This window comes from Pseudomonas sp. MWU13-2862, assembly GCF_023242495.1.
Classification (GTDB): Bacteria; Pseudomonadota; Gammaproteobacteria; order Pseudomonadales; family Pseudomonadaceae; genus Aquipseudomonas; species Aquipseudomonas gingeri_D.
The window spans coordinates 40,057-65,580 of sequence record NZ_JALMEZ010000018.1 but is presented as its reverse complement, the minus strand read 5'-3'; the positions used below and the strand labels follow the sequence as shown (position 1 = coordinate 65,580).

Here is a 25,524-nt window from a genome sequence, read left to right as displayed (position 1 = left end):
CCATAAAAAGCAGGTGTTTTTATCTCATGCGCAAACTGGATCGCACCGATATCGGGATTCTCAACAGCCTTCAGGAGAATGCCCGCATCACCAACGCCGACCTCGCCCGTTCGGTCAACCTGTCGCCCACGCCCTGCTTCAACCGGGTCAAGGCCATGGAGGAACTGGGGCTGATTCGCGAGCAGGTGACCTTGCTCGATCCGGAATTGCTCGGCCTGCACGTCAACGTGTTTATCCATGTCAGCCTGGAAAAACAGGTGGAAGAGGCGTTGCAGCATTTCGAGGCGGCGATTGCCGATCGGCCGGAAGTGATGGAGTGCTACCTGATGGCCGGGGACCCGGACTATCTGATCCGCGTGCTGGTGCCGACGATCCAGGCGCTGGAGCGCTTCATGATGGATTTTCTGACCAAGGTGCCGGGAGTGGCGAACATCCGCTCCAGTTTTGCCCTCAAGCAGGTGCGCTACAAGACGGCGCTGCCGTTGCCGGCGGGCGGTCTGATCCTGGGCAGTTGAGAAAACGGGGGAGGTTGAGCCAGTAGCGAGGAGAGGGGGGAGCTTTCGTCAGCCGCGGCCAATGGCAGGGCTGACGAGGGAGCGGGCTTGTTACTTTGGTTCTTTGTCTCCGGCAGACAGGCCGGCCTGGATGCGCTGGTAAATCTCTTCACGGTGCACGGCAACGTCTTTGGGAGCGTTGATGCCCACCCGGACTTGCTGGCCGCTAACGCCCAGAATCGTGATCGTGATGTTGTCACCGATGTTGATGCTTTCACCGACTTTGCGGGTGAGTATCAGCATGTCTTTCTCCTTGAATGTTACTAAGGTGCCTTTCTCAGGCATTCCTGGCTTAGGTCTTACACACAGAATACCGCTAAGTGCATTCGAACGGGTGGCTCATTACAGACGTCATTTCATTCTATTTAATTCCCCAGAGTCGGAAAATCGTCGGTAATTCAGCCTGATAAGACCGCCACAGCCAGTGGAACGAGGTTAAGACAGGCTGCAAGGTGATAAAATCACATTAACTGATCATTACGGGAGACGCTTTGTGCGCAGAATAGCAGTGATGATGGCACTCGTGGTGCTGGGCGGTTGTGGTGATGGCTCGGGAAACAAGGTCGAGCCGACGAAAGTGGCTTCGCCGGTGGTCGTGGCGGCGCCGCCGGTGGTCGGCGGTTGGGATCTGTTGATCAAGGATGACAAGACCAAGGCCCTCACTGACTGGACGGCCTGGCTGATCGAGCATGGTTATCCGTTCAAGATCCTCGATGACGGCAAGGTCATTGCCGGGCCGTTCGCGAGCAAGGAAATTGCCGAGCAGAAAAAGGCGCAACTGGCCGACAAGCAGAACATGGATTCCGAGGTGGTGGAGCACAAGGCGCCCGCCGACAGCTCAGCACCCAATACCGCTGCGCCGGCGCCGGGCTACTGAGCCTTAGCCACAGGCCTTGAGGTTCACCGGCCCGACAAAGCCGTTGCCATGGCCCATGACGCAGGCCACGCTCTGGTTGCGCTGGCGTTCCCAGGCCTGGACCGGATAGGTCTTGTTCCAGGCCTCGTACAGCTGACGGTCCTGCCTCGACAGGCGCAGGCCGTACTGCTTGCTCATGTAGAAATAGGTCCGCGCGATCATCCCGCGAATCGACGGGCGTGGCATGACCTTCTTGGCCTTGAAGTCGACCTGGGTCAGGCAGGAACCGTACTGGCCCTTCTGCACCGGCAACCAGCCGAAGCTGAAGTTGCTGCGGTCGCCGTTGACCTCGCCGATGCTCGGCACCAGGTTGTGCAGGTCGGCCTCGGCCTTCTTGTAGGTCGCGTCGTTCTGGCTGCAGTTCTTGCGTCCGCCCTGTTGCCAGCACTGGCGCTGATGGCCGATCTGCCAGGCCGGGACAATATGCTCCCACTCGATGCGTTCAGCCCGCTTGGCATTCTTGCGCGGCACATACCCGCAGGCCGCGAGATCGACCCGGTTGCCATTGTACTTGCAGCCACAATAAAACTCCGTGGACTGCCGCGCGTAGAGCTTCCAGGCGACCTTCTTGGCTTCGGCAAAGGTGCGGGGCGCCTCGGCCTGGGCCGGTAAAACACAGAAAAAACACAGCAAAGCGATAAAGCGGACAATCATTGGTTCAGTCTTCCTTCGGCACAACCCAGAAAATCTGCACGCCACCGTCGTCGCGGTAGGCCAGCGTGACGTTGTCGTTCTCGGCAATTTCCTCGAGCAGTTGCTCCCATTCGTCCACCGGTTCGTCCGGCAGCCGAAAGAGCAGGGCGGCCTTGGCTTTTTGCGCGTTCGGCGAGTTGATGATTTTCTGGACGCGCAGGCCCATGCGTTCGTAGGTGCTGGGGGTTGCGGAGGCGGAAGTTGAGTTGGCCACGGAACAATCCTTAATTAGCTGTACGTGCATACAGTATTTAACTGTAAGCCATTTCGCAACTGTCAGGGAATGATGAGGTGCTTCTGACAACGCTTTTTGCGATTTGGTGCACGCCAATCAAGAAATTATTAGGTTTTACAGTGGGATGCGCAGTATGACGGCGGGGGCTGGGGGCCGCCGCCAGGGAAATCCTCGCCCGACCCCGTCGAGGATGCGTTGTTTGTAAGACGGGCGACTATGCTGTGACAGACCGTTGACAAATCCTCGCAATATTCCCATAGTTGGATTACGCAAACGTTTGCGCGAACCGTTTCCAGGGCTGTGCACACGCATTTCCCGTCACGCTCCTGGCGTTGCTCACAACAATCATAAGATCCGGAGTAAACCCATGAAGTTGCCATTCGCTGGACGCCTTCTTGCTGTCGCCGTACTGGCTGCCGCCTCCGCTACCCTGCCGCTGTCCCAGGCCTTTGCTGCCGACGCCGCCGCCAAACCCAAAGTCGGCCTGGTGATGAAATCCCTCGCCAACGAGTTCTTCCGCACCATGGAAGACGGCGCCAAGGATTACCAGAAAGCCCACACCGCCGATTTCGACCTGATCTCCAACGGCATCAAGAACGAAACCGACACCACTGCGCAGATCGACATCGTCAACCAGATGATCGTCTCCAAGGTCAACGCCATCGTGATCGCCCCGGCCGACTCCAAGGCCATGGTCTCGGTGATCAAGAAAGCCAAGGATGCCGGGATCGTCGTCATCAATATCGACAACCAGCTCGACGCTGGCGTGCTGAAAAGCAAGGGCATCGAAGTCCCGTTCGTAGGGCCTGACAACCGCAAGGGCGCGCGCCTGGTCGGCGAGTACCTGGCCAAGCAACTGAAAGCCGGTGACGAAGTCGGCATCATCGAAGGGGTGTCCACCACCACCAACGCCCAGATGCGTACCGCCGGTTTCACCGATGCGATGAAAGCCGGGGATATGAAGATCGTCTCCGTGCAGTCCGGCGATTGGGAAATCGACAAGGGCAACGCGGTGGCCTCGGCGATGCTCAACGAATACCCGAACCTCAAGGCGCTGCTGGCCGGCAACGACAGCATGGCCCTGGGCGCGGTCTCCGCCGTCCGTTCGGCGGGCAAGGCCGGCAAGGTGCAAGTGGTGGGTTATGACAATATCAACGCCATCAAACCGATGCTCCAGGACGGTCGTGTGCTCGCCACCGCCGACCAGTTCGCTGCCCGCCAGGCGGTGTTCGGCATCGAAACCGCACTGAAAATCATCAAGGGCGAAAAAGTCGACAGCAAGGACGGCGTGATCGAAACCCCGGTCGAGCTGGTACTGAAGAAGTAAACCTCTCGCCGTTCAACGTGCCCGCTCGTCCTGAGCGGGCGCATGGAGACTCCCTATGTCATCTTCCGCTCCGAACGCTGTCCTGTCGGTCAGCGGTATCGGCAAGACCTATGCGCAACCTGTCCTCAGCAATATCGACCTGACGTTGCTGCGCGGCGAAGTGTTGGCGCTGACCGGTGAAAACGGTGCCGGCAAAAGCACGCTGTCGAAGATCATCGGCGGGCTGGTCACACCGACCACCGGGCAGATGCTGTTCAACGGTCGCGCCTATACCCCGGGCAGCCGGACCCAGGCTGAAGAGCTGGGTATCCGCATGGTCATGCAGGAACTCAATCTGCTGCCGACGTTGTCCGTGGCGGAAAACCTGTTTCTCGACAACCTGCCCAGCCACGGTGGCTGGATCAGCCGCAAGCAGTTGCGCAGCGCCGCCATTGAAGCCATGGCCCAGGTCGGCCTGGACGCCATCGACCCGGACACCCTGGTGGGCGAGTTGGGCATCGGTCACCAGCAGATGGTGGAAATTGCCCGCAACCTGATCGGCGATTGCCATGTGCTGATTCTCGACGAGCCGACCGCGATGCTCACGGCCCGCGAAGTCGAGATGCTGTTCGACCAGATCACCCGCCTGCAAGCCCGTGGCGTGGCGATCATCTATATCTCCCACCGGCTCGAAGAACTGGCCCGGGTCGCCCAGCGCATAGCGGTCTTGCGCGACGGCAACCTGGTCTGCGTCGAGCCGATGGCCAATTACAACAGCGAGCAACTGGTCAACCTGATGGTCGGCCGCGAGCTGGGCGAACATATGGACATGGGCGTGCGCAAGATTGGCGCGCCGGCCCTGACCGTCAAGGGCCTGAGCCGTGCGGACAAGGTGATCGACGTTTCCTTCGAAGTGCGCGCCGGTGAGATCTTCGGCATTTCCGGCCTGATCGGTGCCGGTCGTACCGAGCTGCTGCGGCTGATCTACGGCGCGGATATCGCCGACAGCGGCACGGTGGGCCTGGGCGCCTCGGCGCAGGTCGCGGACATTCGTTCGCCGGTCGACGCGGTGCGTCATGGCATCGCTTTGATCACTGAAGACCGCAAGGGTGAGGGGTTGCTGCTGACGCAATCCATCAGCGCCAATATCGCCCTGGGCAATATGCCGGCGATTTCCAGCGGTGGCGTGGTCAACGGCCGTGACGAGACGGCACTGGCACGGCGTCAGATCGATGCCATGCGCATTCGCAGTTCCAGCCCGGACCAACTGGTGTCCGAGCTGTCCGGCGGCAACCAGCAGAAGGTGGTGATCGGCCGTTGGCTGGAGCGCGACTGCGCGGTGCTGCTGTTCGATGAACCGACCCGCGGGATCGACGTCGGTGCCAAGTTCGATATCTACGCCTTGTTGGGCGAACTGACCCGCCAGGGCAAGGCCCTGGTGGTGGTGTCCAGCGACCTGCGCGAGCTGATGCTGATCTGCGACCGCATCGGCGTGCTCTCGGCCGGACGCCTGATCGAGACCTTCGAGCGTGAGAGCTGGACCCAGGATGAGTTGCTTGCCGCCGCGTTCGCCGGCTACCAAAAACGTGATGCGTTGCTCAACGAAGCGGCGCCCAGGAATACCCTATGAAAACTGCACCTTCTGCCGGCAAGACCTCGCGTCACTTCTATGGCCTGGGCACCTACCTGGGCCTGGCGGGCGCGTTGCTCGCCATGATCATCCTGTTTTCCAGCCTGAGCAGTCATTTCCTCTCCTATGACACCTTCAGCACCCTGGCCAACCAGATTCCCGACCTGATGGTGCTGGCGGTGGGCATGACCTTCGTGCTGATCATCGGCGGCATCGACCTGTCGGTGGGCTCGGTCCTGGCCCTGGCGGCTTCGGCGGTCAGCGTGGCGATCCTCGGTTGGGGCTGGGGCGTGTTGCCGGCTTCCGTGCTGGGCATGGGCTGCGCGGCGCTGGCCGGTACCGTGACCGGATCGATCACCGTGGCCTGGCGCATTCCGTCGTTTATCGTGTCCCTCGGTGTGCTGGAAATGGCCCGGGGCCTGGCTTACCAGATGACCGGCTCGCGCACCGCCTATATCGGCGACTCGTTCGCCTGGCTGTCGAATCCGGTGGCCTTTGGTATTTCGCCGTCGTTCATCATTGCCTTGCTGGTGATTGTCGTTGCCCAGCTGGTGCTGACGCGGACCGTGTTCGGCCGTTACCTGATCGGCATCGGCACCAACGAGGAAGCCGTGCGCCTGGCGGGGATCAATCCCAAGCCCTACAAGATCCTGGTGTTCAGCCTGATGGGCCTGCTCGCCGGTGTCGCCGCGCTGTTCCAGATCTCGCGCCTGGAAGCGGCGGACCCGAATGCCGGTTCCGGCCTGGAGCTGCAAGTGATCGCCGCCGTGGTGATCGGCGGCACCAGCCTGATGGGCGGCCGTGGTTCGGTGATCAGCACCTTCTTCGGCGTACTGATCATCTCGGTGCTGGCGGCGGGGCTGGCGCAGATCGGCGCCACCGAGCCGACCAAACGCATCATCACCGGTGCGGTGATCGTGATCGCGGTGGTACTCGATACCTACCGCAGCCAACGCGCCCGTCGGCGGACCTGAGGCATGGCTACCATCAAGGATGTGGCCGCGTTGGCCGGGATCTCCTACACCACGGTGTCCCATGTGCTGAACAAGACGCGGCCGGTGAGCGAGCAGGTGCGGCTCAAGGTCGAAGCGGCGATTGCCCAGCTCGACTATGTGCCCAGCGCCGTGGCGCGCTCGTTGAAAGCCAAGACCACCGCGACCATCGGCCTGCTGGTGCCCAACAGTCTCAACCCGTACTTCGCCGAGCTGGCGCGGGGCATCGAGGATTACTGCGAGCGCAACAACTACTGCGTGATCCTCTGCAACTCCGATGACGACCCGGACAAGCAGCGCAGCTACCTGCGGGTGCTGCTGGAGAAACGGGTCGACGGTTTGATCGTCACCTCCACCGGCGGCGATGACAGCTTTGCCGGCGGCTTGGCGGCGGTGCGCACGCCCATGGTCATTGTCGACCGGGGCATTGCCGGGGTCGAAGCCGATCTGGTGCGTATCGACCACGAAGAGGGCGCTTATCTCGCGACCCGGCATCTGCTGGAACTGGGGCATCGGGCGATTGCCTTTATCGGTGGCCCGGCCGATACCAGCGTGGCGCAGATGCGTCTGGCCGGTTATCGGCGCGCGCTCGAACAGGCGTCCGTGCAAGTGCCCGAGCGCTGGGTGGTGGAAAGCGATTTCACCAGCACCGGCGGTTATCAGGCGGCGGCCGTGCTCCTGGAGCAGGACCGGCCCAGCGCGATCTTCGCCGGCAACGACATGCTCGGCATCGGTGTATTGCGCGCGGCGGCGGAACGCAATATCCGCGTGCCCAGCGAGCTGTCGGTGATCGGTTTCGACGATATCCAGATGAGCCGTTATGTCTACCCGGCGCTGACCACGGTCGGCCAGTCGATTCTCCAACTGGGGGAAACGGCGGCCGAAATGCTCTTGAACCGGATCGCCACGCCGCTACTGGCGGTTGACCGGCGGATCGTGACACCCAGTATTGTCCTGCGCGAATCGACGGCCGCGGTGCCGGGTGTGTTTGCGCAATACCGCTGAATCGAATTGATGGGTACTGATGTATGCAAGCAAAAGTAGTGGTGGTGGGCAGCCTCAATATGGACCTGGTCACCCGTGCCGAGCGCTTGCCGCGGGCCGGGGAGACCCTGGTGGGCCAGTCGTTCGCCACGGTGTCCGGCGGCAAGGGCGCGAACCAGGCCGTGGCGGCCGCGCGGTTGGGGGCCACGGTGTCGATGATCGGCTGCGTGGGTGACGATGCCTATGGTCCGCAACTGCGCGATGCGTTGTTGGCGGAGGGGATCGACTGTCAGGCCGTTACCGTAGCACAGGGTGTGTCCAGTGGCGTCGCGCTGATCGTTGTCGATGACAACAGCCAGAACGCCATTGTGATTGTCGCCGGGGGCAACGGTTGTCTCTCCCCCGAGGTGCTCAAGGGGTTTGACGCGGTGCTGCAGGAGGCGGATGTGATCATCTGCCAGCTGGAAGTGCCGATGGAGACTGTCGGCTACACGCTCAAGCGTGGGCGCGAACTGGGCAAGATCGTGATCCTCAATCCGGCGCCGGCCAGCGCGCCGCTGCCGGCCGATTGGTACGCGTCCATCGACTACCTGATTCCCAATGAAAGCGAGGCTTCGGCCCTGAGCGGCTTGCCGGTGGACTCCCTGGCGAGTGCCCAGGCGGCCGCGACCCAACTGATGGCCGCCGGGGCAGGGAAGGTGATTGTCACCCTCGGTGCCCAGGGTTCGTTGTTCGCCGACGGCCAGGGCTTTGCGCATTTCCCGGCGCCGAAGGTCAAGGCCCTCGATACCACGGCGGCCGGCGACACCTTTGTCGGCGGCTTCGCGGCGGCGCTGGCCCAAGGGCAAAGCGAGGCCGAGGCCATTCGCTTCGGCCAGGTCGCGGCGGCGCTCTCGGTCACCCGTGCCGGCGCCCAGCCGTCCATTCCCCACTTGTCCGACGTACAAGGTTTCAAATCGCCATGAAAAAAACACCTTTGCTCAATATTGCCCTGTCGCGCCTGATCGCTTCCCTTGGCCACGGCGACATGGTGGTGATCGGTGACGCCGGCCTGCCGGTCCCGCCGGGTGTGGAACTGATCGACCTGGCCCTGACCCACGGCATCCCCGATTTCGTCAGCACCCTGCGCACGATACTCAGCGAAATGCAGGTGGAGAGCCATGTGCTGGCCGAGGAAATCCTGCTCAAGCGTCCACCGGCGCTGGAACACCTCGACGCGCTGAACGCCGAGGGCGCCATGGGGCAGCGCCGGTTGCTCAGCCATGAAGAATTCAAAGTGCTCAACCGCAAGGCCAGGGCTGTGATCCGCACCGGTGAATGCCAGCCTTACTGCAATGTCGTGCTGGTGGCCGGCGTTACGTTCTAACTGTTCTTTCTCGCACAAGGAGTGCGCTATGCAACGCTATGCTCAGATCTTGCAACGCTGGTTTCGGAGTCTGCTGATTTTGTCCTTTCTCACGGCTACAGGCGCCCAGGCGGCGGAAAAGATCGACCTGATCATCGACACCGACCCGGGGGCCGATGATGTGGTGGCACTGCTGTTCGCCCTGGCCTCGCCGGAAGAGCTGCATATCCGTGCGCTGACCACCGTGGCCGGCAACGTGCGCCTGGACAAGACCTCGCGTAATGCCCGCCTGGCCCGCGAGTGGGCAGGGCGCGAAGACGTGCCGGTCTACGCCGGTGCGCCCAAGCCGCTGATGCGCACGCCGATCTATGCCGAGAATATCCACGGCAAGGAAGGCATCTCCGGGGTTGCCGTGCATGAACCCAAGGCGCCCCTGGCCAAGGGCAACGCGGTCAACTACCTGATCGAGACCCTGCGCGCGGCCAAGCCCCACAGCATCACCCTGGCCATGCTCGGGCCAGAAACCAACCTGGCCCTGGCCTTGATCCAGGACCCCGAGATCACCCAGGGCATCAAGGAAGTGGTGGTCATGGGCGGTGCGCACTTCAACGGCGGCAATATCACCCCGGTCGCCGAATTCAATATGTTCGCCGATCCCCAGGCCGCCGAAGTGGTACTCAAGAGCGGCGTCAAGCTGACCTACCTGCCGCTGGACGTGACCCACAAGATCCTCACCAGCGACGAGCGCCTGAAGCAGATCGCGGCACTGAACAACAACGCCAGCAAGGTGGTCAGTGATATCCTCAACGAATACGTCAAGGGCGACATGGAACACTACGGTATTCCTGGCGGCCCGGTACACGACGCCACCGTTATCGCCTACCTGCTCAAACCCGAGCTGTTCAGCGGACGTCAGGTCAACCTGGTGATCGACAGCCGTGAAGGCCCGACCTTCGGCCAGACCATCGTCGACTGGTACGACGGCCTGAAACAGCCCAAGAACGTGTTCTGGGTCGAGAATGGCGATGCCCAAGGCTTCTTCAACTTGCTGACAGAGCGTCTGGCACGCCTTAAGTGACTACATGCAAATCGATCTGAACAACCCTGACAACCTGACCCAGGACGCCGTGCGCCAGATGCTCGCGGCGGCCAGTGACGAGGTGCATACCCAGCTGCGCGTAACGCGCTCGGGTATGGCCTATATCTCCTCGGGGGTTGTCGGCGGTGCGCAGATCGACGACCTGCTGTTCCGCCTGGAAACCTGGGCGGCGGGCTCCGGCTACGTCGGCAAGGTCGCGGCCGCCGACGAGGTCTGGGTCATGCAGGTGTACAATGCCTTGAAGCAGAACTGGCCCAACCCGCCCTTCGATTACATCGATATCTACTGAGCGGCAGCGCTCGTTCATATTCAGTCACGATTCCCCGCAGAAGTCGTCCGACAGCTCAGGCAGACTTGTCAGCGGCGGCTGTCGGAATCGGATGATCTGACACCTTGCGTGCAACCAATGGTGCAAATCGCGGTCGCACGCACTCTACTTATTTTATTTGAAGGAGGCTTCATGCCTTGGAAGCTTGCATCCCTGGGGACGCTGTTCGCCCTGTCGGTACTGGCGGGTTGCTCCACCTCCGAGTCATCCGCGGCTAAAGAGTCTGCCAAGGACTCGGGCGCCCAGATCACTTACGATCGTTGTGAAGCCAAAGGCGCTGATTTCACCATCGGCCAGACGGCCACGGCCGCGCTGCTGCAACAGGCTCGTACCCGTAGCGGCGCGCAGAGCGCACGGGTCCTCGGCCCTAACGACATGGTGACCCTGGAGTACCGTTCGGACCGTCTGAATCTCAACACCGACAGCAGCGGCAAAATCATTCGCGCCAACTGCGGTTAAGGCTGCCGGGCTTTTGTAGCGCCCATAAAAAACCCCGTCGCATGGACGGGGTTTTTTCAGTTCGCGGAAACTTACTCCGGACGAACCTGTGCAGCTTGCATACCCTTTTGGCCTTTCTCAGCCACGAAGGAAACGGTCTGGCCTTCTTTCAGGCTTTTGAAACCGTCGCTTTCGATAGCTTTGAAGTGTACGAACAGGTCGTCACCGCCACCTTGAGGAGTGATGAAGCCGAAGCCTTTTTCATCGTTGAACCATTTTACGGTGCCGGTTTGGCGATTAGACATGGTGTATCTCCAAGAAACATATATTTTCAGTAGTACTGTGCTGCTCAGGCCAACTGGGCACACTGGGCTATCATAGTCGAAATGTTCGACTTGGGAGCCCCCCCCAGCAACGGATTGCCCATCCGTTGCCCTTTGTTTAGCCGTTTTATTGGCTGGAGGCCCCGGTTTTAAAGGCTTTCACTGAAAACGACAGCCCCTAAAAAAACCCATAAAAGCTGCGTAAATATTGATAAAAATCACTTTTTCCGCTGTTTTTCACCCGGTTTGAGGCCCAAAAGCCCCGTGGCTGCGGGTTACTTCTGCACCTTGCAGACGGCGATTTCTTTCAAGGCGCGGTTGCGCAGCTCCTCCGGCGGCATGGTCTTGGAGTTCATCAACTGAGTGATTTCCTCGGAGGTGAATTTTTTCTCGATGACATCGGCGCCGCAGGTGCAGTGCTGCTTGGCCACGGTCGGGTTGACGCTCTGGCTGGCCGCGCCAACACAGTCTTTCATGTAGCTGGCTTTGGCGCCGGCCGGCCAGGCGGCCTGCGCGCTCAGTGGCAACAGCAGGGCGAGCGGGGCGGCAAAGGCGAAAAGGTGGATCAGACGCATGTTCGGGTACTCCTTGGAGACGGGTGGATACGGTGCTGCATTCTAGGTATTTGAGGGTGAGAGCGTGGAGCAAGTTCAGCCCTGACACAAAACCCCGCGACTTTAGCAGTTTGTGAACGAGGCGATGACCGTTCATCTGTGCTAGCATCCCAGACTTGGTTATTTTTGGTATTGCAGTCGTGTCTCGCGCTCGATACCGAGCCATCAACCCTTTTTTTGAACTCCAGTCACTCTGGTTCGCTTCCGGTTGGCCTTACGGCTCCTGCCACTGTGCGGCAGGCGTTTTTCATTAAACGGCTGGACGAATCGCGTACTGGCTGCTCATCCCAACCCACGTGACCTTTGGTAGGGGTCACCACTAGGAGAGGAGGCGCCATGCCCACTATTACTCTTCCCGACGGCAGTCAACGTTCGTTCGATCATCCGGTTTCCGTAGCCGAGGTCGCCGCTTCCATTGGCGCCGGCCTGGCCAAGGCCACCGTGGCCGGCAAGGTCAACGGCAAGCTGGTCGACGCCTGCGACCTGATCGACAGCGACGCGACCCTGCAAATCATCACGCCCAAGGACGAAGAGGGGCTGGAGATCATTCGCCACTCTTGCGCGCACCTGGTTGGCCATGCGGTCAAGCAGCTGTACCCGACGGCGAAAATGGTCATCGGTCCGGTCATCGATGAAGGCTTTTACTACGATATCGCCTACGAGCGTCCGTTCACCCCGGACGACCTGGCCGCGATCGAGCAGCGCATGCAGTTGCTGATCGAAAAAGACTACGACGTGATCAAGAAGGTCACGCCGCGCGCCGAAGTCATCGACGTGTTCACCCAGCGCGGCGAAGACTACAAGCTGCGCCTGGTCGAAGACATGCCGAATGAACAGGCCATGGGTCTGTACTATCACGAAGAATACGTCGACATGTGCCGTGGTCCGCACGTGCCGAACACCCGCTTCCTGAAATCCTTCAAACTGACCAAGCTGTCCGGCGCCTACTGGCGTGGTGATGCCAAGAACGAGCAACTGCAGCGCGTCTATGGCACGGCCTGGGCCGACAAGAAGCAACTGGCTGCTTACGTCCTGCGCATCGAAGAAGCGGAAAAACGCGACCATCGCAAGATCGGCAAGCGCCTGGGTCTGTTCCATACCCAGGAAGAAGCGCCGGGCATGGTGTTCTGGCACCCGAACGGCTGGACCCTGTACCAGGTGCTCGAGCAGTACATGCGCAAGGTGCAGCGTGACAACGGCTACCTGGAGATCAAGACCCCGCAAGTGGTCGATCGCTCCCTGTGGGAGAAATCCGGGCACTGGGCCAACTACGCCGAAAACATGTTCACCACCCAGTCGGAAAGCCGCGACTACGCCATCAAGCCGATGAACTGCCCGTGCCACGTGCAGGTGTTCAACCAGGGCCTGAAGAGCTACCGCGAGCTGCCGATGCGCCTGGCCGAGTTCGGTGCCTGCCACCGTAACGAGCCATCGGGTGCGCTGCACGGCATCATGCGCGTGCGGGCTTTCACCCAGGACGACGCCCACATCTTCTGCACCGAAGAGCAGATGCAGGCTGAATCCGCGGCGTTCATCAAGCTGACCATGGATGTCTACGCCGACTTCGGCTTCAAAGACATCGAAATGAAGCTGTCCACCCGCCCTGAAAAGCGCGTGGGTTCCGACGAACTGTGGGATCGCGCCGAAAGCGCACTGGCTGCCGCGCTCGACAGCGCCGGCCTGCCGTACGACCTGCAGCCGGGCGAAGGCGCCTTCTACGGTCCGAAAATCGAATTTTCGCTCAAGGACTGTCTCGGTCGTGTGTGGCAGTGTGGTACCCTGCAGCTCGATTTCAACCTGCCGATCCGTTTGGGCGCCGAATACGTGTCCGAAGACAACAGCCGTAAGCACCCGGTCATGCTGCACCGGGCGATTCTCGGCTCCTTCGAGCGTTTCGTCGGGATTCTGATCGAACACTACGAGGGTGCGTTCCCTGCTTGGCTGGCGCCAACCCAGGCCGTGATCATGAATATCACGGACAAGCAGGCTGATTTTGCCCTCGAAGTCGAAAAAACTCTGGCCGAAAGCGGATTTCGTGCCAAGTCCGACTTGAGAAATGAAAAGATCGGCTTTAAAATCCGCGAGCATACTTTGCTCAAGGTTCCCTATCTTTTGGTTATCGGAGATCGGGAAGTCGAGATGCAGACTGTCGCTGTGCGTACTCGTGAAGGTGCTGACCTGGGCTCGATGCCCGTCGCCCAGTTCGCCGAGTTCCTCGCGCAAGCGGTTTCCCGGCGTGGTCGCCCAGATTCGGAGTAATTACTATTAAGCGTGAAATGAGACAAGATAAACGAGCTGCACCGAAGGCCCCGATCAACGAGAATATCTCGGCACGCGAGGTTCGGTTAATTGGCGCTGATGGCGAGCAGATTGGCATCGTCTCGATTGATGAAGCGCTTCGGATTGCCGAAGAAGCCAAACTGGATCTGGTGGAGATTTCCGCCGATGCAGTGCCACCCGTCTGCCGGGTGATGGACTACGGCAAGTCGATTTTCGAAAAGAAAAAGCAAATTGCTGCTGCGAAGAAAAACCAGAAGCAAGTGCAGGTTAAAGAAATCAAGTTTCGTCCAGGGACGGAGGAAGGGGATTACCAGGTAAAACTGCGCAACCTGGTACGTTTCCTGAGTGATGGGGACAGGGCCAAGGTTTCCTTGAGATTCCGCGGTCGTGAGATGGCCCACCAGGAGCTGGGGATGGAACTCCTCAAGCGGGTTGAAGGTGACCTGCTCGAGTACGGTTCGGTCGAACAGCATCCTAAGATGGAAGGACGCCAGCTTATTATGGTCATCGCCCCGAAAAAGAAGAAGTAACCACCAGGGCACGGCAGGCCTTGCGGTTATGTTTATCAACTGAATGCGGAGTATCCGAACATGCCAAAGATGAAAACTAAAAGTGGTGCTGCCAAGCGGTTTCTGAAAACTGCTAACGGCATCAAGCACAAGCACGCTTTCAAGAGCCACATCCTGACCAAAATGTCGACCAAGCGTAAGCGTCAACTGCGCGGTAGCAGCTTGCTGCATCCGTCTGACGTGGCAAAAGTCGAGCGCATGCTGCGCCTTCGTTAATTTTTGGTTGAATAGAGGAAGTAACTCATGGCTCGTGTAAAGCGTGGCGTCATTGCCCGTAAGCGTCACAAAAAGATTCTGAAACTTGCAAAAGGCTACTACGGCGCTCGCTCGCGCGTATTCCGTGTTGCCAAGCAAGCGGTCATCAAGGCAGGCCAATACGCCTACCGCGACCGTCGTCAGAAAAAACGTCAGTTCCGCGCTCTGTGGATCGCTCGTATCAACGCTGGTGCGCGTATCAACGGTCTGTCCTACAGCCGTTTCATCGCTGGCCTGAAAAAAGCGTCGATCGAAATCGACCGTAAGGTTCTGGCTGATCTGGCTGTGAACGAAAAAGCGGTGTTTGCTGCGATTGTCGAGAAAGCTAAAGCCACCTTGGCTTAAGTACCCCCCGACAATCACCGGGTTTCGTTTTTGCGGGGCTCGGTGTCAAACGTCATAAATAGGGGAAGAGCCTTTAAGCTCTTCCCCTATTTCGTATCTGGAGTCTGTACATGGAAAACCTGGACGCGCTGGTCTCTCAAGCTCTCGAGGCTGTGCAAAGCGCTGAAGATATCAATGCCCTGGAGCAAATCCGGGTTCAGTACCTTGGCAAGAAAGGTGAATTGACTCAGGTGATGAAGACCCTGGGCAGCTTGCCAGCAGAAGAGCGTCCGCAAGTCGGTGCGCTGATCAACGTCGCCAAGGAGCGTGTCACAGAGGTTCTCAATGCGCGCAAGGCGTCGTTCGAGGAGGCCGACCTGGCCACCAAGCTCGCGGCCGAGTCCATTGACGTGACCCTGCCTGGCCGCGGCCAGACTTCCGGTGGTTTGCATCCGGTTACCCGGACTCTGGAACGTGTCGAACAATTTTTCACCCACATCGGCTACGGCATCGCCGAAGGTCCCGAGGTGGAAGACGATTACCACAACTTCGAAGCGCTCAACATCCCAGGCCATCACCCGGCCCGGTCGATGCATGACACCTTCTATTTCAATGCCAACATGTTGCTGCGCACCCATACCTCGCCGGTACAGGTCCGCACCATGGAATCGAAAAAGCCGCCGATCCGCATCGTCTGTCCAGGCCGTGTGTACCGTAGCGACTCGGATATCACCCACTCGCCGATGTTCCACCAGGTCGAAGGCCTGCTGGTTGATCGCGACATCAACTTCGCCGACCTGAAAGGCACCATCGAAGAGTTCCTGCGGGTGTTCTTCGAGAAGGAACTGGCGGTGCGTTTCCGTCCTTCCTACTTCCCGTTCACCGAGCCGTCCGCTGAAGTCGACATGGAATGCGTGATGTGCAGCGGTAAAGGCTGCCGCGTCTGCAAGCAGACCGGCTGGCTGGAAGTCATGGGCTGCGGCATGGTTCACCCGAACGTGCTGCGCATGTCCGGGATCGACCCGGAAGAGTTCCAGGGCTTTGCCTTCGGCATGGGCGTTGAACGCCTGGCCATGCTGCGTTACGGCGTGAACGACTTGCGCCTGTTCTTCGACAACGACTTGCGGTTCCTCGCGCAATTTCGCTAGGTCGCGACCCGTAACGAATCTATTAGGAGAGCAGGATGAAATTCAGTGAACAATGGCTGCGTGGCTGGGTAAGCCCGCAAGTGAGCCGCGACGAGCTGGTCGCTCGTCTGTCCATGGCCGGTCTTGAGGTCGATAGCGTCACGCCGGCCGCCGGTGCGTTCAGTGGTGTGGTTGTCGGTGAAGTCCTCAGCACCGAACAGCACCCGGATGCCGACAAGCTGCGTGTGTGCCAGGTCAGCAATGGTTCGGAGACCTTCCAGGTTGTCTGCGGCGCGCCGAATGTGCGCCCGGGCTTGAAGATCCCGTTCGCGATGATCGGTGCTGAACTGCCCGGCGACTTCAAGATCAAGAAGGCTAAGCTGCGCGGTGTCGAGTCCAACGGCATGCTCTGCTCGCAAGCCGAGCTGCAGGTCGGTGAAGGCAATGACGGCCTGATGGAGCTGGCGGCCGATGCGCCGGTCGGCGAAGACATTCGTGTCTACCTGAGCCTGGACGATGCCAGCATCGAGGTCGACCTGACCCCGAACCGTGGCGACTGCCTGTCCCTGGCCGGTCTGGCCCGTGAAGTTGGCGCGCTGTATGCCGCTCCGGTCGTCCGTCCGGTAGTGCCGGCTGTACCTGCTGTACACGACGAAGTCCGTTCGATCGAAGTCCTGGCGCCGGCAGCCTGCCCGCGTTACCTGGGCCGTGTGATCCGTAACGTCGACCTGTCGAAGCCGACGCCACTGTGGATGGTTGAGCGCCTGCGTCGTTCCGACGTACGCAGCATCGACGCCGCCGTCGACATCACCAACTACGTGATGATCGAGCTGGGCCAGCCGCTGCACGCTTTCGATCTCTCCGAGATCAATGGCGGCATCCGCGTGCGCATGGCTGAAGAGGGCGAGAAGCTGGTGCTGCTCGACGGTCAGGAAGTCACCCTGCGTAGCGATACCCTGGTGATTGCCGACCATACCCGTGCCCTGGCGATTGCCGGCGTGATGGGGGGCGAGCACAGCGGCGTCAACACCGCGACCACCCGTGACATCTTCCTTGAAAGCGCGTTCTTCGATCAGATCGCCGTCGCTGGCAAGGCCCGTTCCTATGGCCTGCACACCGATGCCTCGCACCGCTACGAGCGTGGCGTGGACTGGCAACTGGCCCGTGAAGCCATGGAGCGCGCCACTGGCCTGCTGCTGGAAATCACCGGTGGCGAAGCCGGCCCGATCATCGAAACCGTCAGCGAAGCGCACCTGCCTTCCATTGCTCCGGTGACCCTGCGTGCCGAACGCATCACCCAGATGCTGGGCATGGAAATGGACGCACCGCAGGTCGAGCGCCTGTTGTCCGGCCTGGGCCTGGGCATTGTCGCCAGCGGAGCAGGGCAGTGGCAGGTAGAAGTACCAAGCCATCGCTTCGATATCAGCCTGGAAGTCGACCTGATCGAAGAACTGGCGCGCCTGTACGGCTACAACCGCCTGCCGGTTCGTTACCCACAAGCCCGCCTGGCGCCACAAGCCAAGGCTGAAGCCCGTAGCGACCTGCCTGAGCTGCGTCGCCTGCTGGTGGCCCGTGGTTACCAGGAAGCGATCACCTACAGCTTCATCGATCCGAAACAGTTCGAACTGTTCAACCCGGGCGTCGAGCCGTTGCTGTTGGCCAACCCGATCTCCAACGACATGGCGGCCATGCGCTCGTCCCTGTGGCCAGGTCTGGTCAAGGCGTTGCAGCACAACCTGAACCGTCAGCAGGATCGCGTGCGTCTGTTCGAAAGCGGCCTGCGTTTTGTCGGTCAGCTGGAAGGCCTGAAGCAAGAGCCGATGCTGGCTGGCGTGGTGTGCGGCAGCCGTCTGCCGGAAGGCTGGGCACAGGGTCGCGACACTGTCGACTTCTTCGACGTCAAGGCTGACGTGGAAGCGCTGCTGGGCTTTGCCGGTGCGCTGGATTCGTTCACCTTCGTGCCGGGCAAACACCCTGCATTGCACCCGGGTCAGACCGCGCGCATCGAGCGGGAAGGGCGTCTGGTCGGTTTCATCGGCGCAATCCACCCCGAATTGTCGAAAACCCTCGGTCTCGACCGTCCGGTCTTCGTTTTCGAGCTGGTATTGGCTGAAGTGGCGTTGGGAAAAATGCCTAAATTCAGCGAGCTGTCGCGCTTTCCTGAAGTGCGTCGTGACCTGGCGTTGCTGGCGGACAAAGGCGTGGCCTCCAGTGCCGTGCTGGACGTAATCCGTGAAAATGCAGGCGAATGGCTCACAGAGCTCAGGCTCTTTGACGTCTATGAGGGTAAAGGCATTGATCCGCATAGAAAAAGCCTTGCAGTTGGCTTGACCTGGCAGCATCCATCGCGCACTCTTAATGACGATGAGGTGAATTCCACGACGCAAAATATCCTCACCTCGCTCGAAACCAGGTTGAACGCCACGTTAAGGAAGTGACGTATGGGGGCTCTGACGAAAGCTGAAATGGCGGAACGTCTCTACGAGGAGCTGGGTCTGAACAAACGGGAGGCCAAGGAATTGGTCGAACTGTTTTTTGAAGAAATCAGACACGCTCTCGAAGACAACGAGCAGGTCAAACTGTCGGGTTTCGGCAATTTTGACTTGCGGGATAAACGCCAGCGGCCTGGCCGCAATCCAAAAACGGGAGAAGAAATCCCGATCACGGCTCGCCGTGTGGTCACCTTTCGTCCAGGGCAGAAGTTGAAAGCCCGAGTTGAGGCCTATGCTGGAACCAAGTCATAACGACGAGCTTCCGCCGATCCCAGGCAAACGCTACTTCACCATTGGTGAAGTCAGTGAGCTGTGTGCGGTAAAACCGCACGTGCTGCGTTACTGGGAACAGGAGTTTCCTCAACTCAACCCCGCCAAGCGTGGTGGCAATCGCCGGTATTATCAGCGCCATGACGTGCTGATGATCCGGCAGATTCGCGCGTTGCTGTACGACCAGGGGTTCACCATCGGCGGGGCGCGTCTGCGTCTCTCCGGCGATGAGGCCAAGGATGACAGCACCCAGTACAAGCAACTGATCCGCCAGATGATCTCGGAGCTTGAGGATGTGCTGGTGGTGCTGAAGAAGTGATTCAAGGTTTTAAAATACTTTGACATTTCAAAAGCTTGCGGTATATTTCTCCTCGCTTCCACAAGAAGCAAAACCCAGTTTCACGCCTAGTCGGGGCGTAGCGCAGTCCGGTAGCGCACTAGCATGGGGTGCTAGGGGTCGAGTGTTCGAATCACTCCGTCCCGACCATATTTTTGAAAAAGCCCAATCTTCAGAGGTTGGGCTTTTTTATGCGCGTCACTTTTAAAGCCCGCCCACCTGAAACACCTATAGAGGGATCTATGCACATTGCTTGTCTGGCGCAGCTTCATGCCGTCTCTGTCGTATGCGAGGGGGCAATCTCATGTTCCTGAAGCAAGTTCCGCTGTATGCCAGCCTGATGCTGCTCACTGCCTGCGGCGCTCGGCCCTGGGTACCTTATTTAGAGCCCGCCCCAGGTACTGACACTGCCCAACTTCGCGTGATCACCAATGGTGAGGTGCGGGGCGGCGTGTACGACGGTTGTGTGGGGAATGAGCAGGGCTTGGCCAAGGCGGGGCGCTTCTATGGTGATCATCTGCCGGCAATCAATTATCCGCAGTCACCCGTGGTACCACCGCGGTTGGATATGCCTGCGCGTTTTGCGCCGAAGCTGAGTGACTACCTGGGCGCGACGAGAATGGCTGAAGGCAACTATTCGGAAATGGTGGCCGAGTACCGGGTGCCTGCGGGCAAGCCATTTGTGCTGGTGCTACAGACGCTGCAGGCGGGTAGCTACGGCAGTAGCTATATGCAGTGTTCGGAGCAGGCAGGTGTTTTTACCTTTGAAAAGGGTAAGAACTATGAGGTCTACCTCGGTATCAATAGCGTCACTTCCAACGACGGCACAACTCAGGTGAAATGCCCTTTTGTGGGGTATGAGTTGGTGAGCTTTGGTAAGCAGGGTTTCTCGCTTCCCAGTATGCTTCAGCCTAAGGCGCCGTCTGGGCAAAAGTGTTCGGTTCGATGAGCATGCTGCTCTAGATGTGAGAAAAACTGAGCAGCGGAAAAGGAACGGCGTTGTTTGGCCATCAGCCACTTCTACCTGGCGAGCATTCTCGCCTAAATGGGTGTCCGGAAGCATTAGACCACTACAGTCGGTGCACGTGAGAGGCTTGGTGGCTGCAGGGAAACTGATGTTCGCTTGAGCACTCATTGGCAGCTCTCAAGAATGAGGGCAGCATTTGCCCCGTCAAGACCAAGATCGAAAGGCTAGTCCGCTGGTTTGGGTTACAGCAGTGGCGCTTCCCTCCCCGCAACAATAACCGTCGTGACCCATTGAATAGTCAAACGATTAGGCTGTATATTTATACAGTTCTTCGCGTTCACCTCTGGCTGAGGTCCCTCGTGTTCTTGCCATGTAACCAACGAAAATTCTGAAAAAGGAAAGCCATGTCAATTTACCTGCCTTTTAGAGAAGACAATTTTTTGGAGCATGTTGATGACGTGATCAAAAAATGGGGACAATGCACGGCTCCGCTCTTCATTGAGCAGATCAGTAAGAGCGGCAAAGTCACCGGCGCAGCTGATCTAATAGGCTCTAGTTTCTTCGCGGTTCGCCGAGGGATTTATTTTCTGGTCACAGCTGCTCATGTCTTCGAAGACCAGGACCCAAAACGTCAGTTCGGCGTGAATATCAATGGGAAGGGCGCATTGCTGAATGGTATGCCTTTTGTTAGATGTTTTGTGGACGATATCGCCATCGCGCCTCTGCACGAGGCTTGGTTTATCAAGTCTGGGATTGACCGACTGAAAGCCGTTCCTCTTGACGACCTTGAGAGTCAGTACTCCCCAATTGGGCTCTGGGTCACAGTGGGATATCCGGGGTCAAAAAACGGATTAAATCCACGACTCAACCAGACCCAAATCGTTACTCATGGAACGAGCTTCACTGATCGTATTGAAAAGCCTACCGCTAAATCCCACATCGCAAACCCTATTGGCTTTCGCTTTGATAAGAAACGAGTAATTGATACAAAGATGAAATCCGCAAATCCTCCAAGCTTCAGCGGAACAAGTGGAGGTCCGGTGTTTGAAGTTTTGGCGGACGTTAATTTTGATGGCTCATTTAGATGGAAGTGCCGCCTCGAAGGTGTTTTTATCGGCTGGCATAAGCAGGAAAAAGAAGCGCTTGCGGCGCGTGTTCAGCCTCTCAAGGACTTGATGGACAGAGTCATTGGCCATATGAATAAAAAGGCTCCTTAGGAGAAAATAAGAGGAAAGAGGACGTATTTGTTTAGAGTAAATAAATACATCCCCTTTCTTCGAGATGAGCAAGGTGAGTGAGGCTTCTCCTTGGACAAGGCGATTTTTGAGACTCTTGAGCTGCATATGTGATGTGAGAGCATCGAGGCAAGGTCGGTCATAGAGAAAGGTTGGTGCAAAAAAGCAAATCCGTCCCGAACGGTATCTTGATAGGAAGGACCTGAGCGCCATAGCGGCTGTTATCTACGTAATGAAAAGGATTGCTTAGTTCATGGTTGAGCCAATAACCACAGTTATCGAGACTTGGGATGTCATAAAGATTGCGCTTGGAAGCGGCACCACGGCAGCGCTAGTAGGGGGAGTATTTCAGTGGATTAGGGACTCCCACACAAAAAAGCGGGAAGAGATGAGGAACGCCAAAATTGATGCGGTCCATTTGATAACAAAGCTTGATCTTCTGGATATGAACTGTGCTAGGGCTTATTGGAGTTACACTGAGGAAATGGACGACTACAAAGCGCATGCTTGGGGAAGCAACAACTACCCGTCATGCAAAAGCCTCAGAGTGAAATTCAGCCACCGGAGCTAGGGAGAATTGATCAAGGAATTGCTGCTCAGATTGCCTGGTTAGATAATGAATTTAAACTCGGTTCTGAGATGGTCAGAATGAAGTTGGATTTCAGTGCGGATCCTCCTGATATTGAGGATGCGCTCGCGAACTTGATTGGCCATTATGGTTTTCGGGCCATGAAAATAGCTGAGTCTCTTAGGAAAAAATATTCGATTCATGGCGAGGATTTGGTCCTAAGAGTGAAGGGGCGGGTTGTAAATATGGCCTTAGAAATGGCATCAGATAGAGTTCGGAAGTTTTTAGTCTCGGTTGATTAGTTTTCTACGCGACTGCAACGTGATTTATGTTCTAGGTTCGCTGTTGATAAGTAGCCTTCTGATCATCCCTGATAATGTCTTGATGATCAGAAGGTTTAATATACAAAAACTCATAAAGTTCGGGCCTAAAATGGCCATTTTTATATGTGGCTATTTAAGGAAGCAATCCTCCTTGCTCGCTAAAAGTTTCCTTCCCATAGGGCTGTTCTTGTATTCATCAAGCTCACAGGCGAGCCTAAGCATAAGTTCAAGTCTCTCGCGTGCTATTTGATATTTTGTCCTTGCAGTCAAGTGCAAGGCTAAAAACTCCGTTACGTCATGCCCTCTACTTAGAGACCAAGGAGAAACCGCGGACGAAGCCATAGTGTCGGCTTCATCGATCAATTCATCCAGATAGTTTGGATGGTTTGCCCAGCGTGGCATCTGATCTAAAAGAGCATCTCTATCAAGAGTGATCGTTTTTGAATTAAAATAGGCAGATGGCTCTAGGCCATTTAAAATGCTTCTACGTAACCCATTTTTCTTTGTGACCAAAATATCGGCTGCGCGGAATGAACCAGCTAATCTTGAAGTGGATTCAAGTCTGTCTCTAATAACATTGGCCTCAGAGGCTTCAATGTCATGATTTACTAGCACCTTTTCCAGGGCGGCGGTGTTAATAAGAAATATCTCTAGATCATTATATTCGACTTTTTTTGTCGTGCTGCAATATGCATTATTTATATATTTCGGATGCTCGACTATATTTTCTCCTGTGATCTCGTCGAAATCGATATCAGAGAAGAAGTAAAGAAAATCATGCTTTAAAAAGGCTCCGGTTTGAGCTCCGTCATATGCCTTCAAGACGAGGTCCTTGCCGTCAAAACCGTCGAATCTTATGGGGGCATCAAATTTGGTCCACTGCTGTAGGAACCGTCGATCACAAGTCCCCTCAACCACGGCAGTTTTGATTTTCTTAGACCGATAAAAGGCTATGGCTGTTTCTAGCAGGTTTTTGGGGTTGGTTTGATATTTTTTTAGCGTACTGGCCATTAAATATCCCCTCCGCCGTGACGATAAAGCTCTGCGAGTTCGATAGCAGTTTCCCACCTGTCTCCTATCATTATGGGCGAGTGAGTGGCGACAAGAGCTGTAAATTTTGTAACCTTTCGAATGTCTTCAATGATGTTCAGGAATTTTTCTTGCCACTCTGGATGGAAAGAAATTTCTGGCTCATCAATTAATATCAGAGATCCAGGTTCGGTGTTAAATACAAGCTTCCCAATAAGCACAATCAGGTGCTGTTCGCCGGATGAAAGTACATTGAGCTGAAGCTTGTCTTTATTTCCGTCTGAGCTTCGAATGATAATTCCTTCGTCGGCAGAGGTTTCCGCAGACGTAAATGTAAAAAGTTCATTTATCGAGCTGGTAAAAACGTCTAGCTTATCCGCTAGCGAGTTTAAAAGTGAGAATTTATCCCTGATATCGTCTAGATAAGTCTTTAAAACGACTAGTGTAGATGGCTCAGTCAATTGCGCATGAATGCTTAATTGTTGAGTAGTTCCTGTGTGGGGCAACAAGCCTAGGCGGGCAAAGCGGTTCTCGAAATCTTGAACCGCGTCGATTGATTCGGCAATTGATTCCCTTGCAGGGATGTGGGATTTTGATAGGGAGTCAATAAGTCTCGTCGGAAAGCTAGTCTCTCTAAGCCTACCAGCTTCAAATTGGTGGCGGATTGCCGCTTGAATGCGACCGGCAATATCTTTAGCAATTGATGCAACCATCAATGCACTAGAGTCACCGTCGCCTCCATCTGGATCTGCAACCTTCAAACGGTTTGTGGGGATGGAGAAAACTTTGAGAGATTTTCTGATGTTCTCAAGCCATTCTTCTTTCCTGAATTTTCGCCTAAGCGCCGGATGGTCTCCGTAACGTGAAAGTATGTCTATTCTATCCAAGTGCTCGCCGGATCTGTCGTGTCGCCAAGATCGTGGGCCAGTTCTTGTCAAAAAAGGTAACGCACGATCAATGAAAAAAGTCCGATCATCACCATTTTCTTCAAATGGGTCCTTAATTTTTGTAGTCATTAACCCGCACGAAAATGTTACTTGCTGCCCTCTAATGTCTCCTTCTTCTTGAGATATTTTGACTGAGGGGGCAGAGTCAAAAAAAATAGTTATACTGTCAAATTTTTCTCTGATGAAATAATAATAGTCTCCCGAGGCAAAGGACTGGAGGATTTTCAGTATTGTTGATTTGCCATATCCATTTGGGGCTGTTAAGATTGTAATGCCATTCTGTGGGTTGTTTATATCTATTGCGTAATCAAATCGGCCAAAAAGTTTTTCAATTACTAGTTTTGTTATGTGCATTTGATTTCCCTATCATTATTGTTGCGACAAGTAATTATTTAAACTTTCATGAGCATTTCAACTGCCCCTAAAGGTAACTCCTACTGAGACCTAGTCGAAAACAGGGCTAGGTTCGCAGGATCAGTAAAATATACTATCAAAAGGCCATCCTATCGACACCTTTGTGCGCCTTTCGACCCGAAAAGCTGACTGATTTATTTTCCCTCGTCGCTTCAGGCGCAGCTCAGCAGTGCCTGAAGCGAAATTGCCCGCCAAAAAATCTCATATTTCCCACGCGTTTCAGGCATGGGAGAATATGGTGTGCGCCGAACGCCAGGGCTACAGTTCGACTGTCGCTGCAAATTCAGCGATGCGGGTTTCGCAGCCCGGTCGTAAGTAGGCGCACAGCGCCGCGAAAGCGGCTTTTTGGTGTTCGCGTTATGGCGAGCTGTGCGCAGGAGGCTTAGCCCTGCCGGTTCCTACTTACCGGTCTGCGAACCTGCGTGCAGTTCGCCACCCTTGTGTCGCAGCAAGAGTGGATGAATCCCTTGCCTAAGTAGGAGACTCTCCATGACCAAGAAGATAACCCCCGATCCGCCGCCGGTTCACAAAGCGCTCAGCACTGCCGACAGGGCGATGTACCTGCGTAAACACTCTGATACCCCATCCAGCGACCCCGAGTCGGTTCCGGCAGGCACGCCCCGTTTGCTCGATACCTTGGCATTCACTTGCTCCAAGCCTGTCATTCCCGAAGCACCGTACAAGCCCACGCTGTTTGCCATCCAGCCTGGTGTGAGTGCTCAGGATGCACTGACCTACGTTTCGAACCTGCTCGAAACGGCGGAGCTCAATGGCGACGAAATCAGCCTGCATACCAACCCCGTCGAGCGGGCGTTGTTCTGGGGCATGCTGCATTCGGTGGAAGTAGCGCGGGCGGTGGTGGATGCGCTGCTTGAAGGGACGTATTCAACTGATCAACAGCCGTCGGATTGATTGAGGTTCTGAGAAAAC

31 protein-coding genes and 1 tRNA gene are annotated in these 25,524 nt (G+C 56.9%); 25 read left to right on the top strand and 7 right to left on the bottom strand.

Annotated elements, in window-relative coordinates; all coding sequences use genetic code 11:
- Nucleotides 1–26: 26 nt before the first annotated feature.
- Nucleotides 27–515, top strand: a complete 489-nt coding sequence (gene bkdR, locus M5C56_RS27275; RefSeq protein WP_103496452.1) for a Bkd operon transcriptional regulator BkdR — start codon at nt 27–29, stop codon at nt 513–515.
- A 90-nt stretch (nt 516–605) separates the two neighbouring features.
- Here bkdR and csrA read toward each other — a convergent pair whose 3' ends face one another.
- The gene (gene csrA, locus M5C56_RS27270; protein WP_100940160.1) at nt 606–797 is read right to left on the bottom strand and encodes a carbon storage regulator CsrA; all 192 of its coding nucleotides are present in this window, start codon (nt 795–797) and stop codon (nt 606–608) included.
- A gap of 250 nt (nt 798–1,047) precedes the next feature.
- Between csrA and M5C56_RS27265 the strand changes: the two genes are divergently transcribed.
- The gene (locus M5C56_RS27265; protein WP_247263383.1) at nt 1,048–1,431 is read left to right on the top strand and encodes a hypothetical protein; all 384 of its coding nucleotides are present in this window, start codon (nt 1,048–1,050) and stop codon (nt 1,429–1,431) included.
- Between the two features lie 3 nt (nt 1,432–1,434).
- Here the strand turns inward: M5C56_RS27265 and M5C56_RS27260 are convergent, their stop codons facing one another.
- On the bottom strand, nt 1,435–2,124 hold the full coding sequence (locus M5C56_RS27260; RefSeq protein ID WP_103496454.1) for an endonuclease I family protein: 690 nt from the start codon (nt 2,122–2,124) through the stop codon (nt 1,435–1,437).
- Nucleotides 2,125–2,128: 4 nt separating this feature from the next.
- The gene (locus tag M5C56_RS27255; protein ID WP_100940163.1) at nt 2,129–2,407 is read right to left on the bottom strand and encodes a DUF1654 domain-containing protein; all 279 of its coding nucleotides are present in this window, start codon (nt 2,405–2,407) and stop codon (nt 2,129–2,131) included.
- 358 nt (nt 2,408–2,765) lie between these two features.
- On the opposite strand from M5C56_RS27255, the gene M5C56_RS27250 reads away from it, so the two are divergent.
- From M5C56_RS27250 to M5C56_RS27210, 9 genes are all read left to right on the top strand, one after another.
- Complete coding sequence (locus M5C56_RS27250) at nt 2,766–3,725, top strand: sugar ABC transporter substrate-binding protein (protein ID WP_103496455.1); 960 nt, start codon at nt 2,766–2,768, stop codon at nt 3,723–3,725.
- Between the two features lie 55 nt (nt 3,726–3,780).
- Nucleotides 3,781–5,334, top strand: coding sequence for a sugar ABC transporter ATP-binding protein (locus tag M5C56_RS27245; protein WP_103496456.1), 1,554 nt, complete (start codon nt 3,781–3,783; stop codon nt 5,332–5,334).
- Nucleotides 5,331–6,308 carry an ABC transporter permease gene (locus tag M5C56_RS27240; RefSeq protein WP_103496457.1) on the top strand — a complete coding sequence of 326 codons (978 nt, stop codon included), beginning with the start codon at nt 5,331–5,333 and terminating at the stop codon, nt 6,306–6,308. The genes M5C56_RS27245 and M5C56_RS27240 overlap by 4 nt, the downstream gene beginning before the upstream one ends.
- 3 nt (nt 6,309–6,311) lie before the next feature.
- A complete protein-coding gene (locus tag M5C56_RS27235) occupies nt 6,312–7,331 on the top strand; it encodes a LacI family DNA-binding transcriptional regulator (protein WP_103496458.1) in 1,020 nt (339 codons plus the stop codon).
- Between the two features lie 23 nt (nt 7,332–7,354).
- Nucleotides 7,355–8,275 carry a ribokinase gene (gene rbsK / locus M5C56_RS27230; protein ID WP_103496459.1) on the top strand — a complete coding sequence of 307 codons (921 nt, stop codon included), beginning with the start codon at nt 7,355–7,357 and terminating at the stop codon, nt 8,273–8,275.
- Nucleotides 8,272–8,676: a D-ribose pyranase gene (rbsD, locus tag M5C56_RS27225; RefSeq protein ID WP_103496460.1), complete on the top strand. Its 405-nt coding sequence runs from the start codon at nt 8,272–8,274 to the stop codon at nt 8,674–8,676. Before rbsK ends, rbsD begins: the two co-directional genes overlap by 4 nt.
- 28 nt (nt 8,677–8,704) lie before the next feature.
- A complete protein-coding gene (locus M5C56_RS27220; protein ID WP_103496461.1) occupies nt 8,705–9,733 on the top strand; it encodes a nucleoside hydrolase in 1,029 nt (342 codons plus the stop codon).
- 4 nt (nt 9,734–9,737) lie between these two features.
- Nucleotides 9,738–10,043, top strand: coding sequence for a hypothetical protein (locus M5C56_RS27215; protein WP_103496462.1), 306 nt, complete (start codon nt 9,738–9,740; stop codon nt 10,041–10,043).
- Nucleotides 10,044–10,214: 171 nt separating this feature from the next.
- Nucleotides 10,215–10,541 carry an I78 family peptidase inhibitor gene (locus M5C56_RS27210; protein ID WP_103496463.1) on the top strand — a complete coding sequence of 109 codons (327 nt, stop codon included), beginning with the start codon at nt 10,215–10,217 and terminating at the stop codon, nt 10,539–10,541.
- Between the two features lie 71 nt (nt 10,542–10,612).
- Here the strand turns inward: M5C56_RS27210 and M5C56_RS27205 are convergent, their stop codons facing one another.
- Both M5C56_RS27205 and M5C56_RS27200 read right to left on the bottom strand, forming a co-directional pair.
- Entirely contained in the window at nt 10,613–10,825 is a 213-nt protein-coding gene (locus M5C56_RS27205) for a cold-shock protein (protein ID WP_003179963.1), read from the bottom strand.
- 293 nt (nt 10,826–11,118) lie between these two features.
- Nucleotides 11,119–11,418 carry a hypothetical protein gene (locus M5C56_RS27200; protein WP_103496464.1) on the bottom strand — a complete coding sequence of 100 codons (300 nt, stop codon included), beginning with the start codon at nt 11,416–11,418 and terminating at the stop codon, nt 11,119–11,121.
- 375 nt (nt 11,419–11,793) lie between these two features.
- On the opposite strand from M5C56_RS27200, the gene thrS reads away from it, so the two are divergent.
- The 13 genes from thrS to M5C56_RS27135 all read left to right on the top strand — a co-directional run bounded on the left by thrS (nt 11,794) and on the right by M5C56_RS27135 (nt 22,183).
- Nucleotides 11,794–13,716: a threonine--tRNA ligase gene (thrS, locus tag M5C56_RS27195; RefSeq protein ID WP_103496465.1), complete on the top strand. Its 1,923-nt coding sequence runs from the start codon at nt 11,794–11,796 to the stop codon at nt 13,714–13,716.
- The gene (gene infC, locus M5C56_RS27190; RefSeq protein WP_177103717.1) at nt 13,716–14,267 is read left to right on the top strand and encodes a translation initiation factor IF-3; all 552 of its coding nucleotides are present in this window, start codon (nt 13,716–13,718) and stop codon (nt 14,265–14,267) included. Before thrS ends, infC begins: the two co-directional genes overlap by 1 nt.
- A 60-nt stretch (nt 14,268–14,327) precedes the next feature.
- Nucleotides 14,328–14,522 (top strand): 50S ribosomal protein L35, encoded by a 195-nt coding sequence (rpmI, locus tag M5C56_RS27185; protein ID WP_002553160.1) that lies wholly within the window; start codon nt 14,328–14,330, stop codon nt 14,520–14,522.
- Between the two features lie 27 nt (nt 14,523–14,549).
- Entirely contained in the window at nt 14,550–14,906 is a 357-nt protein-coding gene (gene rplT / locus M5C56_RS27180) for a 50S ribosomal protein L20 (RefSeq protein ID WP_100940175.1), read from the top strand.
- 110 nt (nt 14,907–15,016) lie between these two features.
- Nucleotides 15,017–16,033, top strand: coding sequence for a phenylalanine--tRNA ligase subunit alpha (gene pheS / locus M5C56_RS27175; protein ID WP_103496466.1), 1,017 nt, complete (start codon nt 15,017–15,019; stop codon nt 16,031–16,033).
- A 35-nt stretch (nt 16,034–16,068) separates the two neighbouring features.
- Entirely contained in the window at nt 16,069–18,450 is a 2,382-nt protein-coding gene (gene pheT / locus M5C56_RS27170; protein ID WP_103496467.1) for a phenylalanine--tRNA ligase subunit beta, read from the top strand.
- A gap of 3 nt (nt 18,451–18,453) precedes the next feature.
- Entirely contained in the window at nt 18,454–18,756 is a 303-nt protein-coding gene (ihfA, locus tag M5C56_RS27165; RefSeq protein WP_002553164.1) for an integration host factor subunit alpha, read from the top strand.
- Nucleotides 18,737–19,093, top strand: coding sequence for a MerR family transcriptional regulator (locus M5C56_RS27160; RefSeq protein WP_017128239.1), 357 nt, complete (start codon nt 18,737–18,739; stop codon nt 19,091–19,093). The genes ihfA and M5C56_RS27160 overlap by 20 nt, the downstream gene beginning before the upstream one ends.
- Nucleotides 19,094–19,184: 91 nt before the next feature.
- A tRNA-Pro gene (locus M5C56_RS27155) sits at nt 19,185–19,261 on the top strand.
- A 154-nt stretch (nt 19,262–19,415) separates the two neighbouring features.
- On the top strand, nt 19,416–20,060 hold the full coding sequence (locus M5C56_RS27150; protein ID WP_103496473.1) for an amidase: 645 nt from the start codon (nt 19,416–19,418) through the stop codon (nt 20,058–20,060).
- Nucleotides 20,061–20,482: 422 nt separating this feature from the next.
- A complete protein-coding gene (locus M5C56_RS27145) occupies nt 20,483–21,295 on the top strand; it encodes a hypothetical protein (protein ID WP_103496468.1) in 813 nt (270 codons plus the stop codon).
- A 271-nt stretch (nt 21,296–21,566) separates the two neighbouring features.
- The gene (locus M5C56_RS27140; protein ID WP_103496469.1) at nt 21,567–21,884 is read left to right on the top strand and encodes a hypothetical protein; all 318 of its coding nucleotides are present in this window, start codon (nt 21,567–21,569) and stop codon (nt 21,882–21,884) included.
- Nucleotides 21,845–22,183, top strand: coding sequence for a hypothetical protein (locus M5C56_RS27135; RefSeq protein ID WP_247263384.1), 339 nt, complete (start codon nt 21,845–21,847; stop codon nt 22,181–22,183). The genes M5C56_RS27140 and M5C56_RS27135 overlap by 40 nt, the downstream gene beginning before the upstream one ends.
- Before the next feature lie 150 nt (nt 22,184–22,333).
- Here the strand turns inward: M5C56_RS27135 and M5C56_RS27130 are convergent, their stop codons facing one another.
- Nucleotides 22,334–23,215: a hypothetical protein gene (locus tag M5C56_RS27130; RefSeq protein WP_103496471.1), complete on the bottom strand. Its 882-nt coding sequence runs from the start codon at nt 23,213–23,215 to the stop codon at nt 22,334–22,336.
- Nucleotides 23,215–24,534: an AAA family ATPase gene (locus M5C56_RS27125; protein WP_103496472.1), complete on the bottom strand. Its 1,320-nt coding sequence runs from the start codon at nt 24,532–24,534 to the stop codon at nt 23,215–23,217. The genes M5C56_RS27130 and M5C56_RS27125 overlap by 1 nt, the downstream gene beginning before the upstream one ends.
- Nucleotides 24,535–25,083: 549 nt before the next feature.
- Here M5C56_RS27125 and M5C56_RS27120 point away from each other — a divergent pair.
- Nucleotides 25,084–25,506: a hypothetical protein gene (locus M5C56_RS27120; protein ID WP_247263385.1), complete on the top strand. Its 423-nt coding sequence runs from the start codon at nt 25,084–25,086 to the stop codon at nt 25,504–25,506.
- Nucleotides 25,507–25,524 lie beyond the last annotated feature (18 nt).

What these genes read in the sequence shown, in the direction of transcription:
- pheS (WP_103496466.1), top strand. Translation starts at nt 15,017, where the DNA reads ATGGAAAACCTGGACGCGCTGGTCTCTCAAGCTCTCGAGGCTGTGCAA.
- M5C56_RS27125 (WP_103496472.1), bottom strand. Translation starts at nt 24,534, where the DNA reads ATGCACATAACAAAACTAGTAATTGAAAAACTTTTTGGCCGATTTGAT.
- M5C56_RS27145 (WP_103496468.1), top strand. Translation starts at nt 20,483, where the DNA reads ATGTCAATTTACCTGCCTTTTAGAGAAGACAATTTTTTGGAGCATGTT.
- M5C56_RS27235 (WP_103496458.1), top strand. Translation starts at nt 6,312, where the DNA reads ATGGCTACCATCAAGGATGTGGCCGCGTTGGCCGGGATCTCCTACACC.
- M5C56_RS27200 (WP_103496464.1), bottom strand. Translation starts at nt 11,418, where the DNA reads ATGCGTCTGATCCACCTTTTCGCCTTTGCCGCCCCGCTCGCCCTGCTG.
- rbsK (WP_103496459.1), top strand. Translation starts at nt 7,355, where the DNA reads ATGCAAGCAAAAGTAGTGGTGGTGGGCAGCCTCAATATGGACCTGGTC.
- thrS (WP_103496465.1), top strand. Translation starts at nt 11,794, where the DNA reads ATGCCCACTATTACTCTTCCCGACGGCAGTCAACGTTCGTTCGATCAT.
- M5C56_RS27130 (WP_103496471.1), bottom strand. Translation starts at nt 23,215, where the DNA reads ATGGCCAGTACGCTAAAAAAATATCAAACCAACCCCAAAAACCTGCTA.
- M5C56_RS27150 (WP_103496473.1), top strand. Translation starts at nt 19,416, where the DNA reads ATGTTCCTGAAGCAAGTTCCGCTGTATGCCAGCCTGATGCTGCTCACT.
- M5C56_RS27240 (WP_103496457.1), top strand. Translation starts at nt 5,331, where the DNA reads ATGAAAACTGCACCTTCTGCCGGCAAGACCTCGCGTCACTTCTATGGC.
- M5C56_RS27220 (WP_103496461.1), top strand. Translation starts at nt 8,705, where the DNA reads ATGCAACGCTATGCTCAGATCTTGCAACGCTGGTTTCGGAGTCTGCTG.
- csrA (WP_100940160.1), bottom strand. Translation starts at nt 797, where the DNA reads ATGCTGATACTCACCCGCAAAGTCGGTGAAAGCATCAACATCGGTGAC.
- M5C56_RS27120 (WP_247263385.1), top strand. Translation starts at nt 25,084, where the DNA reads ATGACCAAGAAGATAACCCCCGATCCGCCGCCGGTTCACAAAGCGCTC.
- M5C56_RS27255 (WP_100940163.1), bottom strand. Translation starts at nt 2,407, where the DNA reads ATGCACGTACAGCTAATTAAGGATTGTTCCGTGGCCAACTCAACTTCC.
- rpmI (WP_002553160.1), top strand. Translation starts at nt 14,328, where the DNA reads ATGCCAAAGATGAAAACTAAAAGTGGTGCTGCCAAGCGGTTTCTGAAA.
- ihfA (WP_002553164.1), top strand. Translation starts at nt 18,454, where the DNA reads ATGGGGGCTCTGACGAAAGCTGAAATGGCGGAACGTCTCTACGAGGAG.
- M5C56_RS27210 (WP_103496463.1), top strand. Translation starts at nt 10,215, where the DNA reads ATGCCTTGGAAGCTTGCATCCCTGGGGACGCTGTTCGCCCTGTCGGTA.
- pheT (WP_103496467.1), top strand. Translation starts at nt 16,069, where the DNA reads ATGAAATTCAGTGAACAATGGCTGCGTGGCTGGGTAAGCCCGCAAGTG.
- M5C56_RS27205 (WP_003179963.1), bottom strand. Translation starts at nt 10,825, where the DNA reads ATGTCTAATCGCCAAACCGGCACCGTAAAATGGTTCAACGATGAAAAA.
- M5C56_RS27250 (WP_103496455.1), top strand. Translation starts at nt 2,766, where the DNA reads ATGAAGTTGCCATTCGCTGGACGCCTTCTTGCTGTCGCCGTACTGGCT.
- M5C56_RS27245 (WP_103496456.1), top strand. Translation starts at nt 3,781, where the DNA reads ATGTCATCTTCCGCTCCGAACGCTGTCCTGTCGGTCAGCGGTATCGGC.
- M5C56_RS27140 (WP_103496469.1), top strand. Translation starts at nt 21,567, where the DNA reads ATGGTTGAGCCAATAACCACAGTTATCGAGACTTGGGATGTCATAAAG.
- bkdR (WP_103496452.1), top strand. Translation starts at nt 27, where the DNA reads ATGCGCAAACTGGATCGCACCGATATCGGGATTCTCAACAGCCTTCAG.
- rbsD (WP_103496460.1), top strand. Translation starts at nt 8,272, where the DNA reads ATGAAAAAAACACCTTTGCTCAATATTGCCCTGTCGCGCCTGATCGCT.
- M5C56_RS27215 (WP_103496462.1), top strand. Translation starts at nt 9,738, where the DNA reads ATGCAAATCGATCTGAACAACCCTGACAACCTGACCCAGGACGCCGTG.
- M5C56_RS27160 (WP_017128239.1), top strand. Translation starts at nt 18,737, where the DNA reads ATGCTGGAACCAAGTCATAACGACGAGCTTCCGCCGATCCCAGGCAAA.
- M5C56_RS27135 (WP_247263384.1), top strand. Translation starts at nt 21,845, where the DNA reads ATGCAAAAGCCTCAGAGTGAAATTCAGCCACCGGAGCTAGGGAGAATT.
- rplT (WP_100940175.1), top strand. Translation starts at nt 14,550, where the DNA reads ATGGCTCGTGTAAAGCGTGGCGTCATTGCCCGTAAGCGTCACAAAAAG.
- M5C56_RS27260 (WP_103496454.1), bottom strand. Translation starts at nt 2,124, where the DNA reads ATGATTGTCCGCTTTATCGCTTTGCTGTGTTTTTTCTGTGTTTTACCG.